At 72.0% G+C, this 13,045-nt stretch carries 10 protein-coding genes; 4 read left to right on the forward strand and 6 right to left on the reverse strand.

What is annotated here, in order from left to right:
• Positions 1-1,272: alkaline phosphatase family protein (locus tag CQZ88_RS01120; RefSeq protein ID WP_102799125.1), on the forward strand; the 1,272-nt coding region annotated here is incomplete at its 5' end.
• A gap of 86 nt (positions 1,273-1,358) precedes the next feature.
• On the forward strand, positions 1,359-1,784 hold the full coding sequence (locus tag CQZ88_RS01125; RefSeq protein ID WP_006944843.1) for a CBS domain-containing protein: 426 nt from the start codon (positions 1,359-1,361) through the stop codon (positions 1,782-1,784).
• Positions 1,785-1,827: 43 nt separating this feature from the next.
• On the opposite strand, the gene CQZ88_RS01130 is transcribed toward CQZ88_RS01125, so the two are convergent.
• The 5 genes from CQZ88_RS01130 to aspS all read right to left on the reverse strand — a co-directional run bounded on the left by CQZ88_RS01130 (position 1,828) and on the right by aspS (position 9,468).
• Positions 1,828-2,967, reverse strand: a complete 1,140-nt coding sequence (locus CQZ88_RS01130; protein ID WP_080688626.1) for a kinase — start codon at positions 2,965-2,967, stop codon at positions 1,828-1,830.
• Between the two features lie 35 nt (positions 2,968-3,002).
• Positions 3,003-4,028, reverse strand: a complete 1,026-nt coding sequence (locus tag CQZ88_RS01135; RefSeq protein ID WP_006944841.1) for a putative zinc-binding metallopeptidase — start codon at positions 4,026-4,028, stop codon at positions 3,003-3,005.
• Complete coding sequence (locus CQZ88_RS01140; protein ID WP_006944840.1) at positions 4,021-4,971, reverse strand: transglutaminase family protein; 951 nt, start codon at positions 4,969-4,971, stop codon at positions 4,021-4,023. Before CQZ88_RS01140 ends, CQZ88_RS01135 begins: the two co-directional genes overlap by 8 nt.
• Complete coding sequence (locus tag CQZ88_RS01145; protein ID WP_102799126.1) at positions 4,968-7,553, reverse strand: circularly permuted type 2 ATP-grasp protein; 2,586 nt, start codon at positions 7,551-7,553, stop codon at positions 4,968-4,970. Before CQZ88_RS01145 ends, CQZ88_RS01140 begins: the two co-directional genes overlap by 4 nt.
• A 136-nt stretch (positions 7,554-7,689) precedes the next feature.
• On the reverse strand, positions 7,690-9,468 hold the full coding sequence (aspS, locus tag CQZ88_RS01150) for an aspartate--tRNA ligase (protein ID WP_006930709.1): 1,779 nt from the start codon (positions 9,466-9,468) through the stop codon (positions 7,690-7,692).
• A gap of 144 nt (positions 9,469-9,612) precedes the next feature.
• On the opposite strand from aspS, the gene CQZ88_RS01155 reads away from it, so the two are divergent.
• Both CQZ88_RS01155 and CQZ88_RS01160 read left to right on the forward strand, forming a co-directional pair.
• Positions 9,613-10,527, forward strand: coding sequence for a neutral zinc metallopeptidase (locus CQZ88_RS01155; RefSeq protein ID WP_065923478.1), 915 nt, complete (start codon positions 9,613-9,615; stop codon positions 10,525-10,527).
• An 88-nt stretch (positions 10,528-10,615) separates the two neighbouring features.
• Positions 10,616-12,055: a lipase maturation factor family protein gene (locus tag CQZ88_RS01160; protein WP_065922588.1), complete on the forward strand. Its 1,440-nt coding sequence runs from the start codon at positions 10,616-10,618 to the stop codon at positions 12,053-12,055.
• 480 nt (positions 12,056-12,535) lie between these two features.
• On the opposite strand, the gene CQZ88_RS01165 is transcribed toward CQZ88_RS01160, so the two are convergent.
• Positions 12,536-13,045: WS/DGAT domain-containing protein (locus CQZ88_RS01165; protein ID WP_146034233.1), on the reverse strand; the 510-nt coding region annotated here is incomplete at its 5' end.

Genomic DNA, 13,045 nt, shown 5'->3' on the forward strand with positions numbered 1-13,045 from the left:
CGGCGCACGATGCTCGCCGGCACGGCCGTGCTGGCCGGCGCGGCCCTGATCGGCACGGCTCCGGCCCTGATCGGCACGGCTCCGGCCCGGGCGGCGACGCCGTCGGCGCTGCTACCGGACGCGGACGTGCACGTCCTCGTCGTCGACGGGATGCGCCCGGACGAGCTCGCGCCGGGTCTCACGCCGCATCTGCTCGCGCTCGCCGACGCCGGCACCCGGTACACCGCGGCCCGGGCGATCTCGGTGGCCGAGACGCTGCCGAACCATGCGGCGATGATGACCGGTGTGCTGCCGCACCGCTCCGGCGTGCCCGCCAACTCGATCTTCGACCCGGTGCTCGGCCGCACCCGGGACCTCGACCGGCCGACCGACCTGCGCGCCGGGACGGTGCTCGACCGGCTGCCCCGCGAGCTGGGGCTGACGACCGCGAGCGTGCTGTCCAAGCGGTACCTGCACGGCCTGTTCGGCGGCCGCGCGTCGGTGGCGTGGGATCCGGTGCCGCTGCTGCCGCTCACCGAACACGCGCCGGATCGGTTCACGGTCGACGCGCTGATCTCCGTGGTGGAGGAGCGGTCGCCGCGGTTCACGTTCACCAATCTCGGCGACGTGGACCGCGTCGGGCACCTGGACGTGCTCGGCGCGTCGCTGCGGCTCGCGCGTACCGCGGCGCTGCGCTCGGCGGACGAGCAGGTGGCCCGGTTCGTGGAGTTCCTGCGCGCGACGGGACGGTGGGAACGGTCGGTGCTGATGGTGCTGGCCGACCACGGGATGGACTGGTCGGCGCCGGACCAGCTGATCGGCCTCGTCGACGTGCTCGGCGCCGACCCGCTGCTCGCCGGATCGGTGCGCACCGCCCAGAACGGCGGTGCGAACCTGCTGTACTGGGTCGGCGATCCGGCGGCCCGGGTGGACGCGGTGGCGCGGATGCGGGAGGTCGCCGCCGCCGTCCCGGGCGTGGCCGCACTGTACGCGGGTGCGGATCTGGGTCTCGGCGCCGCCGCGGGTGATCTGGTGGCGTTGTGCGACGCGGGGTGGCGGTTTTCCGATCCGAGCCCGTTGTCGAATCCGATTCCGGGCAATCACGGTCACGCCGCGACCGTCGAGATCCCGTTCTTCGTCGCCGGCGGGCATGCGAGTATCCGCCGCGGCCTCACCGTCGCCGACCCCGTGCGCACCCTCGACGTCGCCCCGACGGTCGCGGCGCTGTTCGGGTTGGCCGGGCCGGCGGGTGGCTGGGACGGCCGCGCGGCAACGCACGCCTTCGCCGGGTGAGCCCGATGCCTCCGCAGCCCTTCCGCCGGTCGCCGTCGCGCGTGACAATGGAAGTGCAGTAACCGTTTTCAACGGAGGAGGCAGTGATGACCACTGCACGCGACATCATGCACCGCGACGCGGTCTGCATCGGCGAACACGACACCCTCGAGACCGCGGCCCAGCGGATGCGGGAACTGGACATCGGCGCGTTGCCGATCTGCGGCGACGACGACCGGCTCCACGGCATCATCACCGACCGCGACATCGTGCTCGAGTGCGTCGCCGCGGGCGGCGACCCGAGTTCCATGACGGCCGGTGAGCTCGCCCAGGGCAAGCCCTACGTGGTCGACGCGGACGCGGACGTCGACCGGGTCCTGACGATGATGGAGGAACACCGCATCCGCAGGCTGCCGGTGGTCGAGGAGCATCGGCTGATCGGCATGATCAGCGAGGCCGACCTGGCCACGCATCTGCCCGAGTCGGAGGTGGGCCGGTTCGTCGAGGCCATCTGCGCACGTACCGCGCCGTAGGCGGGCCGGGCATACCGCGCGTGACGGCCCGGGCGTAGCGCGGTCAGTCGCCGACGCGCTGCTCGAGACGTTCGAGGACGTCTCGGGCATGCCCGGCGACGTCGTCGTGTCCGGTGTCGGCGGCGTAGTCGGCGAGCAGCGACCAGCGGCTGCGCAGCGCGTCGGACCACGGCACGGACAGGTGGTGGTCCCGCACCGCCGCGATGCGGGCATGGTCCTCGGGGACGAACAGGTAGGTGCTCAGCCACACCCACGCGAGCTGCGCGTCGAGCAGCCGCTCGGCGAGCACCTCGTCGAAGCCGAGCGAGGGCCACATGCCCACCACCTCGGCCCGCCACGCGTCGGCCATCGCGCGGGCCCGCTCGAGCGTGAGCGGCGCCTTGCACAGGCACGCCGGGAAGGAGGTCAGGGCGTAGGCGATGTCGAGGGTGGCGTCGCGGAAGCCGCCCCACTCGTAGTCGAGGAACTGCACGCCCTCGTCGCCGACGACGATGTTGTCCGGGCACAGGTCCGAGGGGCTGAAGGCCCGGAACCGGCCGGCGGTGAACAGCTTCGCGGCCCGCTCGGCGCGGTCGATCACGCTCTGCGGCACCTCGAGGCCGAACTCGGTGGCGAAGCGGTCGGGCACGACGCGCAGCGCGCCGGTGGCCTGCTCGACGACGGCGTCGGCGAAGTGCGCCACCTCGGCACGGCGCAGCAGGGCGGCGAAATCCTCCTCGCGCCCGACGGTCGCGGCATGCATCCGGCCGAGGGCCTGGGCGAACGCCATGAGGGTGTTGGTGACGGTGTCGGTGTCGTCGCTGCGCAGCAGCGTGGCGATCGGGGTGGCGTCGCCGAGGTCGCTGAGCACCAGCAGCCGCGACTCGAAGTCGTAGGCCAGCAGTTCGGCGCCCGGCCGGTCGTCCTTGGCCAGGGCGGTGGCGAACTGGTAGGACACCGCCTCGCGCAGGAACGCGACCTCGTCGTCGGTGGCGGCGCCACGGAAGCCCACCCGCCGTTCGGCGCGCGGGGGCACCTGCTTGAGCACCAGGGTGCGCGGCAGGGAGAACGGGTTCGCCGCGACCCGCACGCGCAGAACCACCGAGCGGCCACTGCCGCCGAGATCCACCGGATCGGCCAAGGTCACGGGTGCGCCGGTGCGCCGGGTCAGCAGCTTTTCGGCCGCCTCCACCACTTCCGACATGGGCTCCGCCAATGTTGCAGTCATCGTCTGACAATCTACCCGGTTCGGGCGACGATCAGTTCGTGCACGAACCGCATCTTGACCAAAACGGGCGGGGGTAGCACGAACGGATACAGATCGGTGTGACCCATCGACCGGTTGACCATGTTCAGCGACCAGGCCAGCGGCAGCCAGCGCTCGAGGAGTTTGTCGAAGCCGGCCGGGCCGGGCTGGGGGCGGTCCAGGGCGGCGCCGGCGGGTGCGAACCCGAACCCGGCGGCGGTGTCCAGCGCGTCCCGCATGTGCAGATAGTGCGCGAACGTCTCGGCCCAGTCCTCGGCCGGATGCATCGTCGCGTACGAGGAGACGAACTCGTCCTCCCACCCGTCGGGTGCTCCCTCGGAGTAGTGCCGGTCCAGCGCCGCCTGGTAGTCCGCGTCGGGATCGCCGAACAGCGCCTCGAACCGGGCCCGCACGGCGGGGGTGGCGATCAGGACCATCTGGTAGTAGTGCCCGATCTCGTGCCGGAAGTGGCCCAGCAGGGTGCGGTACGGCTCGCCCATCTCGATCCGCAGCTGCTCACGGTGCACGTCGTCGCCCTCGGCGAGATCGAGGGAGATCACTCCCGACGCGTGTCCGGTGAGGACCTGCTCGTCGCGGCTCGACAGCAGGTCGAACGCGAGGCCGGTGTCCGGGTCGGTGTCGCGGCCGGTGAGCGGCAGGCCGAGTTCGGTGAGTTCGACGATCAGCCGGCGCTTGGCGGCCTCGGCGTCGGCGAACGCGGCCAGCGCGTCGGTGTCGTCGTCGGCCGGGCGGGTGCGGGTGAGCCGGCACGACCGGCACAGGCCGGGCTCGTCGCGGCCGACGATCCAGTTGCAGCGGGCCAGGTGCAGGTTGTCGCACAGCCGGTAGCGGCGGGCCGGCACCGCACCGGAGGCCGGACCGTCGGCGTCGTCCTCGGGCAGGATCGCGACCATCGAGACGGTGCCGAGGTCGAAGCCGATTGCGCTGCCGCAGCGCAGGCAGACCGAGTTCTCGAAGGTCAGTTGCTGCCCGCACATCGGGCACGAGAAGTCACGCATCGGCCGCTCCTGTCGGTTCGGGGTCGGTGCGGTCGCCGCCGGTGGGCGCGAGCGGAGCCACGTCGACGGACACGTCGATGGTGCTGTCCTTGGCTTCGGTGTAGATCACCCCGCGCAGCGGCGGCACGTCGGCGTAGTCGCGGCCCCACGCGACGGTGGTGTACCGCTCGTCCACGAACTGGTCGTTGGTCGGGTCGAAGGCGAGCCACGTGTCGCCGGGCAGCCACACCGCCGCCCAGGCGTGCGTCGCGTCGACGCCCACCATGCGTTCGCGTCCGGGGGGCGGATCGGTGGCGAGGTAGCCGGACACGTAGCGGGCGGCGAGGCCGTGCGCGCGCAGGCAGGCGAGGGCCAGGCGCGCGAAGTCCTGGCACACGCCGGAGCGCGCGACCAGGACCTCGGCGACGCGCGTGGACACCGACGTCGATCCGGAGTGGTAGGCGAAGTCGGTGAAGATGCGGTGGGTGAGTTCGGCGATCGCCTCGACCAGCGGCCGGCCCGGAGGGAAGGTGGGCGCGGCGTAGGCGAGTACCTCGGCGTCGACCTCGGGCGGGTCGAGGTCCAGAACGAAGTCGGTGGCCAGGGCGCCGGCCGTGCCGACCGGCCGCGCCGACTCCCACGGCGCGACGGCGGGACCGGCGACCAGCCGCGCCGGATCCGGCGGGGTCACCGTCACCTCGGACTCCGCGGTGACGACGAGCGTGTCGTGGGGCTCGGCGACGTGGAAGTAGACGTCGCGGTTGCCCCACAGGTCCGCCCCCACCGACGTGTCGGCCGGGGCGGGGTCGACGGTGACGCTGCTCGAGACGACCCGCTGGTTGTCGGTGTCGCGGGGCAGCAGGTAGCCGCGGCCGTACGAGGAGGTCACCACGCCGGAGTACCGGTAGGTGGTGCGATGCACGATGCGGTACCGGCGCCGGGCGGGGTCGAGCGGATCGGTCACGGCAGGGTCCTCCGCTGGGCGCCGCCCCACAGCGGCCGGGTGCCGCCGGGCAGCGACAGCGGCCCGCGCAGCAGCTGCTCGGCCAGCTGCTCGAGTCCGGTGTGGACGGCCGCGAGGAGATCGGCGAGCTCGCGGCGGACGCCGTCGGTGGCGGTCTCGAGGTCGACCGGGTCCACCCGGCGCAGCCGGGTCAGCAGCTCGTCGGCGAGGCGTTCGGGCCGGGTCGAGCCGGAGGCGTCGGGCAGCGCCCGCAAGTTCTCGCGCAGGCGTTCGAGCACCCACGCCAGCGAGCGGGGGTTGGTGGTGTCGAGCAGCAGCAGCTGCGCGACGGCGGCCGGGCGCACCCGGTGGTTGCGGCGGCGGTAGGTCACCGAGCTCTCCGCGGCGCCGAGCACCGTCTCCATCAGCGCCCGGTCGGTGGCGGCGTCGCGGGCGACGGTGAGGGTGGTCGCCAGCAGGGTGGTCAGCGACAGCGCCCGCTCGATCCGCTTGCCGAGGTCCATCACGTGCCAGCCCAGGTCACGGACCATCGATTCGGCCCCGAGCCCGGACAGGGCGAGCATCCCGGCGAGGACGGCGGACTGGGTGGCGCCGAGCAGGGAGCCGTCGTCGTCGGGGTCCTCGGTGAGCGCGTCGAGGGCGCGCTGGACGTCGGCGAGCACGGCCCACGTGTCGTTGGAGAGCTGGTCGCGCACGGCCCGGGCCGCCTGGTCGAGTCCGGCGAACGATTGGGCGAGCGAGCCGAGCCGTTCCGGATCGACGGTCATGGAGCGGAATTCCGCTGTGGCGGAGTGGTAGTCGTCCATGACGTCGGCACCGGTGTGCTGCGCCGCGATCGCCGGTCCGGGGGCCGCGGCGGTGAGCGCCGACAGCAGCACGGGCAGGCACTCGCTGCCCGGCAGCCAGGGCCGGAAGCGGTAGTCCTGGTAGCGCTCGCGGACCGCGACGAGCAGGCGGGCGGTGTCCTCGGCACGCTCGCCGTAGCGGCCCAGCCAGAACAGGTCGTTGAGCACCCGAGGCGAGGCGACGACGTCGACGGGGGGCACGGCGAAGGTGGACACCTCGTCCCCGGCCGGAACGCCTGTCGCGCCGGTGGTGGCCGTGGGCGCGGCGGTGCGCACCCACACGTCCTTGGCGACGACGCGCATCGGCGGCCGCGTGCGCGGCGTCGCGCCCGGGACGACGATCTCGCCGAGCCCACCGGGCATGGGGGTGAATCCGACCCGCTGGGCGACGGTGAACAGTCGGACGCCGACCGGCGCGGCACCGAGCCCGCCGGAGATTCCGGACAGCGACGGGACGTACGAGTGGTCGGGAATCTCCTGGCCGACCCACCGCCCCGGCTGCGCTCGCACCTGGGCGAGCAGACCCTCGCGCTGCTGCGCGTCTAGGCTGCCGACCATCACCGACCGGGCGGTGACCGCCGACCGCAGCACCAGCTGCTCGAACCTCTCCGTCAGCGCCGCGACCCCGGCCGGGGTGCCGCCCCAGTATGCGGGGACCGGCTCGAGCAGCAGGTCCTCGTCGAGCAGGGCCCGGCACAGCGACGGCAGGAACTCCGCCAGGGCCGGATTCTCGAGCACCCCGCTGCCGAGGGTGTTGACGACGGTGACGGCGCCGCGCCGCACCACCTCCACGAGCCCGACCACGCCGAGCCGCGAGTCCGGCCGCAGGTCGAGCGGGTCCGCGTAGGCGGCGTCGACGCGGCGTAGCACGACGTCGACGCGGGTGAGCGAGCCGAGCGAGCGCATCCACAACCGGCCCTCGCGCACCACCAGGTCGGCGGCCTCGACCAGCGGGAACCCGAGGACGCCCGCGATGTGGGCCTGATCGAAGGCGGTCTCCGAGTGTGCGCCCGGGCCGAGGACGACCACCACCGGGTCCTCCGCGCCGGCGGGTGCGGCCTCGCGCAGCGCGAGGCGCATCGCCTCGACGAACGGCGACAGCGGCCGTGGGTTCGTCGCCTGGTACAGGTCGGGCATGGCGCGTGCCGTCACCCGCCGGTCGGCGAGGGCGTACCCGGCGCCGGACGGGGCCTGGGTGTGGTCCCGCACCACCCGGAACCGGCCGTCGCGGGCACGGGCGACGTCGATTGCGTGGACGAACAGCTGATGCGGCCCGGGGAGCGAGAGCCCGTGCGCGGCCCGCACGTAGCCGCGATGGCCGAACACCAGTTGCGGGGGCAGCAGTCCCTCCCGGAGCGTGCGCATCGGCCCGTACAGGTCGGCGAGCAGCGTGTCGAGCAGCCGTGAGCGCTGCAGCAGACCCTGCTCGAGGGTGCCCCAATCGTCGGCGGAGAGGACGAACGGCACCCCGTCGAGTTCCCACCGGTGCGGCGCGGCCGGACCGGTCTCCTCGGTGCGGGCGTCGACGGGGGTGTATGTGATGCCGTGGTTGTCGACGAGCCGGCGCACCCGCTGCCGGTAGCGGGCCAGCGCCTGGGGGCCACGTGCCTGCAACCCCTCCGCCAGTTCGGCCCAGTGCTCGCGGACGTCGCCCGCGGGGTCGAAGAGTTCGTCGAATTCCGGTCCGCGGTGGGCGTACCGCGCTCGCAGCGACTGTGTGGCGACCATGTCGGTCATGCCGTTGCCGCCCTCTCCGTCCGTCCGGCGCCTGCTGTCACTGTGCCAGGCCGTGCCCCGCCGTGCGCGCTGCCCTCTGACACCGCGGCGGCACCGGCCCGTGGGCAGGCGCCGCCGACGAGGTCCTGTCGGTGCTCTACTTCTCGGCCTTCTTCGGCTCCGGCTTGAAGTCGATCCCGGACTCCTTGCGCTGCTCGGGGGTGATCGGCGCCGGAGCGTCGGTCAGCGGGTCGACACCGCCGCCGGACTTCGGGAACGCGATGACCTCGCGGATCGAGTCCGCGCCGGCGAGCAGGGCGGTGATGCGGTCCCACCCGAAGGCGATGCCGCCGTGCGGCGGAGCGCCGTACTTGAATGCCTCGAGCAGGAAGCCGAACTTCTCGTTCGCCTCCTCCTCGGAGATGCCCATCACCTTGAACACGCGCTGCTGGATGTCGGTGCGGTGGATTCGGATCGAGCCGCCGCCGATCTCGTGACCGTTGCACACGATGTCGTAGGCGTAGGCGAGGGCCGAGCCGGGATCGGTGTCGAACGTGTCGAGGTGCTCGGGCATCGGCGAGGTGAAGGCGTGGTGCACCGCCGTCCATGCGGAGCTGCCGAGCGCGACGTCGCCGGAGGCGGTGGCGTCGGCGGCCGGCTCGAACAGCGGGGCGTCGACGACCCACACGAACTTCCAGTCGTCGGGATCGATGAGATCGAGCTTGCGGGCGATCTCGCCGCGAGCGGCACCGAGCAGCGCGCGCATGGGCTTGGTGGCGCCGGCGGCGAAGAAGATGCAGTCCCCGGGCTGGGCGCCGACGTGCTTGGCCAGGCCCTCGCGCTCGGCGTCGGTGAGGTTCTTCGCGACCGGTCCGGACAGCTCCCCGTCCTCGCCGACCAGCACGTACGCCAAGCCCTTCGCGCCGCGCTGCTTGGCCCACTCCTGCCAGGCGTCGAGCTGGCGCCGCGGCTGGCTCGCGCCGCCGGGCATGACGACCGCGCCGACGTACTCGGCCTGGAACACCCGGAAGGTGGTGTCCTTGAAGAACTCCCGGCACTCGACGAGCTCGAGGCCGAAACGCAGGTCGGGCTTGTCGGAGCCGTAGCGGCGCATCGCGTCGGCGTAGGTCATGCGCGGGATCGGGGTGGTCAGCTCGTGCCCGACCAGGCGCCACAGCGCGTGCAGGATCTCCTCGGCGAGCAGGATCACGTCGTCCTGGCTCACGAACGCCATCTCGATGTCGAGCTGGGTGAACTCCGGCTGCCGGTCGGCGCGGAAGTCCTCGTCGCGGTAGCAGCGGGCGATCTGGTAGTACCGCTCGATGCCGCCGGCCATCAGCAACTGCTTGAACAGCTGCGGCGACTGCGGCAGTGCGTAGAAGCTGCCGGGCTGCAGCCGCGCCGGCACCACGAAGTCGCGGGCGCCCTCCGGGGTGGAGCGGGTCAGCGTCGGGGTCTCGACCTCCACGAAGCTGTGGTGGGCGAGCACGCCGCGGGCGGCGGCGTTGACCTTGCTGCGCAGCCGGATCGCCTTGCCCGGGCCCTCGCGGCGCAGGTCCAGGTAGCGGTACTTCAGGCGGGCTTCCTCGCCGACCTGGTCGTCGAGCTGGAACGGCAGCGGCGCGGCCTCGTTGAGAACCTCGAGCGTCGAGGCATTGACCTCGACGGCGCCGGTGGGGATGTCGAAGTTCTGGTTGCCCTCCGGCCGGACCTCGACCACTCCGACGACCTTGATGCAGTACTCGGCGCGCAGACGGTGTGCCTGCTCGAGGACCGCGCCCTCACGGAAGACGACCTGCGACACCCCCGACGCGTCGCGCAGGTCGATGAAGATCACCCCGCCGTGGTCGCGGCGCCGGGCCACCCAGCCGGTGAGGGTGACGGTCTGCTCGGCGTGCTCGGCTCGCAACGAGCCGGCGAGATGGGTGCGCAGCACGGAATTCCTTTCGAAACAACCTAACGAGGGACGTCGTCGTTGCAATCCTACGAAAGACACACATCCGCCGAGGACACCCGTACCCGATCGGCCGTGCCAAGCTGAACCGATCGGTCCCCCTGCGACGAGGAAGTGAAGGCGGCGATGACGTTCAACGAGGGTGCTCGGATGGAGGGCGGCCGCATCCGGGTCGGCGGCGGAGGCGGACCGGGCGGGAAGATCGCGATCGGCGGTGGCGCCGGCGGCCTGCTGGTGCTGATCCTGGCACTGCTGCTCGGAGGTGATCCCGGCTCGCTCCTCGGCAGCGGCGCCCCGGAGCAGTCCGGGCAGTACGGCTCGGGCACCCTGGAGGGCTGTGAGACCGGGGCGGACGCCAACGCGAGCGTCGACTGCCGCGTCCAGTTCACCGTCGGCAGCCTCGACGCGGTGTGGGAACAGCAGCTCGGGCCGCAGACCGGCGTCGAGTACGTCCGGCCCGCGGTCGTGCTGTTCTCCGGTGCGGTCGCGACGGGCTGCGGCAACGCCACGAGCGACGTCGGACCGTTCTACTGCCCGGCCGACCGGACCGCGTACTTCGACACCAGCTTCTTCCAGGACCTGGTCACCCGGTTCGGCGCCAACGCCGGCCCGCTCGCGCAGGAGTACGTCGTCGCGCACGAGGTGGGTCACCACCTGCAGAACCAGCTCGGGGACCTCGGCCGCGCGCAGGCCGATCCGCGCGGTGCCGACTCCGGGGCCGTCCGCACCGAGCTGCAGGCCGACTGCTATGCCGGGGCGTGGGCGTACCACGCCGACAAGCAGGCGGATCCGAACACCGGGGAGCCGTTCCTGCAGCCCCTCACCCAGCAGGACATCCGCGACGCGCTGTCGGCGGCGTCCGCCGTCGGCGACGACCGGATCCAGGCTTCCGCCGGCGGGCGGGTGAACCCCGAGGGCTGGACGCACGGGTCGTCCGACCAGCGGCAGAAGTGGTTCCTCGCCGGGTACACCACCGGGCAGATCGCGGCGTGCGACACGTACACGGCGCGAGATCTGGACAACCCGCCGGCGCTGCGCTGACCCCGCCGCCCACCACGGGGAATCCACTCCCGAAACGCGGTGCGCGTGCCATGCTCGAGGGGTCCGCACCGGTACGAGGTGACCTGCCGTGGAATGGTACGACGCCGACGGGTATTCGCTGGGACGGCTGCTGTGCACGCGCGCGCTGGCCCTGGTGTACCTCGTCGCGTTCCTGGTGGCGCTCAACCAGTTCCGGGCGCTGCTCGGGAGCACCGGCCTGACGCCGATCCCCCGCTTCCTGAAGGCGACGTCGTTCGGCCGGGCCCCGAGCGTGTTCCACCTGCGCTACTCGGACCGTCTCTTCGCGGCGGTCGCCGGTCTCGGCGCGGTCCTGGCCGCCGCCACCGCGCTCGGGGTGACGGACCGGCTGCCGCTGATCGCGTCGATGCTCGTCTGGTTCCTGCTGTGGCTGCTGTACTTGTCGATCGTCAACGTCGGACAGGTCTGGTACTCGTTCGGCTGGGAATCGTTGCTGCTCGAAACCGGCTTCCTGGCGATCTTCCTCGGCAACGCGGACACCGCCCCGCCACTGCTCGTCCTGATCCTGCTGCGCTGGCTGCTGTTCCGGCTCGAGTTCGGGGCGGGCCTGATCAAGATGCGCGGCGACCGGTGCTGGCGGGATCTGACGTGCCTGTACTACCACCACGAGACCCAGCCGATGCCGGGCCCGCTGAGCTGGTACTTCCACCACCTGCCCAGGCCCCTGCACCGGGTCGAGGTGGCCGGGAACCACGTCACCCAGCTCGTGGTGCCCTTCTTCCTGTTCGCGCCGCAGCCGATCGCGGGGATCGCGGCGTCGATCATGATCGTCACCCAGTTGTGGCTGGTGGTCAGCGGCAACTTCTCCTGGCTGAACTGGCTGGCGATCGTGCTGGGCCTGTCGGTGATCCCGGACAGCTGGTGGGAGCGTCTGCTGCCGCTCGAACCCGGTCCGGGGTACGGGACGACGCCGACGGTGTTCGTGGCGGTGGTCGTGGCGCTGACCGGGACGGTCGCGGTGCTCAGCTACCTGCCGGTGCGGAACATGCTCTCCCACCGGCAGGCGATGAACGCCTCGTTCAACCGGTGGCACTTCGTCAACACCTACGGCGCGTTCGGCAGCATCACCCGGCACCGGCACGAGGTGATCGTCGAGGGCACCTCCGATCGGGAGGTGGGCCCCGGCACCGTGTGGCGCGAGTACGAGTTCAAGGGCAAGCCCGGCGACGTGCGCCGCCGGCCCCGCCAGTACGCGCCGTATCACCTGCGGCTGGACTGGCTGATGTGGTTCGCCGCGCTGTCCCCCGACTACGCGCGCTCCTGGTTCGGGCGACTGCTCGAAAAGCTGCTGACCAACGACGAGCACGTGACGGCACTGCTGCGGCGTAACCCGTTCCCCGACGCGCCGCCCCGCTGGGTGCGGGCGCGGTACTTCAGCTACCGGTACACCACGTGGCGCGAGCGCCGCGAGACCGGCGCGTGGTGGGTGCGCGAGTACATCACCGACTACATGCGGCCGGTGGCCCTGGCCGAACGCGACGCCGAATGAGGTCCCCGGAGCGGGCGGCGCTTTCGAAAATTCAATCTCGCGTTATCTCACCTTTATCGAACATCAACGTCGGGTAAAGAATGAGATCGACCGGGCGACCGGTATCCGGGACCCGGACAGGAAAAGGGGGCCTGCGTCCTCAACCCGCAGGCCCCCTCTATTTCCCCCGGATCAGCTGAGGTTCATGTCCTCGGCGGAACCGGAGAAGAAGTCGAACGCGCCGAAGAGGTCGGCGATTGCTCCGAAGAAGTCGGCCAACGTTCCAAAGTCCATGCTGGAGCTCCATTTCTGATCTTGTACATACCGTACCGGTGCCGTGCACCGAACCCAATTGTTACCAAACGCGCCGGGTCCCGCAATTCGAGCGCGGACCCGGCTGCCGCACGCGGTAGGGGAAATCGGGTTCGCGAAATTCTCAGCACTCCGCGCATGCAATTCGCTGGCGCGCACGGTCGGCGCGATCGCGCCTGAAGGGCCGGGTCAGCGACGCGGCGGGCCGCCGACCGCCGCGACGCCCAGCTCCGCGAGGCCGTCGACGATCCCCCCGGCGAACTCGTCGACGTCCGGGACGAGATCGGCATCGGCGACGACGTCGACGTTCAGCCGGCCCGCGTAGGACAGCACGCCGACGGCGACACCGACGTTCCCCTGCACCACGCCGACCTGGAACAGCTCGCGCACGCGGGCACCCGCGAAGTACAGCGGCACGGGCGGGCCGACCAGATTGCTGACGAACAGATTGACCAGCCGTTGGCGCCGCATCACCCGCACCGTCCACCGCTGGAGCAGCCGTCCCCCGGGCTGCAGCGGCGGCTCCCGCTTGAGCCGCGCGGTCTCGCGGGCGACGGCCGCGACCCGGGCAGCCACCGACCCGGGCCCCACCGGCAGGGGCACGAGCAGGATCCCGACCCGGTTCCCCGGGCTCCGGTCGTCGGCGGTGCGCAGCGACGCCGCCACCGACGCCTTCAGGATCAGGTCCGGGTCGAGTTC

The organism is Rhodococcus sp. ENV425, from assembly GCF_002887785.1.
In the GTDB taxonomy this organism is placed as follows: Bacteria; Actinomycetota; Actinomycetes; order Mycobacteriales; family Mycobacteriaceae; genus Rhodococcus; species Rhodococcus aetherivorans.

What these genes read in the sequence shown, in the direction of transcription:
- CQZ88_RS01125 (WP_006944843.1), top strand. Translation starts at nt 1,359, where the DNA reads ATGACCACTGCACGCGACATCATGCACCGCGACGCGGTCTGCATCGGC.
- CQZ88_RS01135 (WP_006944841.1), bottom strand. Translation starts at nt 4,028, where the DNA reads ATGCGTGACTTCTCGTGCCCGATGTGCGGGCAGCAACTGACCTTCGAG.
- CQZ88_RS01130 (WP_080688626.1), bottom strand. Translation starts at nt 2,967, where the DNA reads ATGTCGGAAGTGGTGGAGGCGGCCGAAAAGCTGCTGACCCGGCGCACC.
- CQZ88_RS01145 (WP_102799126.1), bottom strand. Translation starts at nt 7,553, where the DNA reads ATGACCGACATGGTCGCCACACAGTCGCTGCGAGCGCGGTACGCCCAC.
- CQZ88_RS01155 (WP_065923478.1), top strand. Translation starts at nt 9,613, where the DNA reads ATGACGTTCAACGAGGGTGCTCGGATGGAGGGCGGCCGCATCCGGGTC.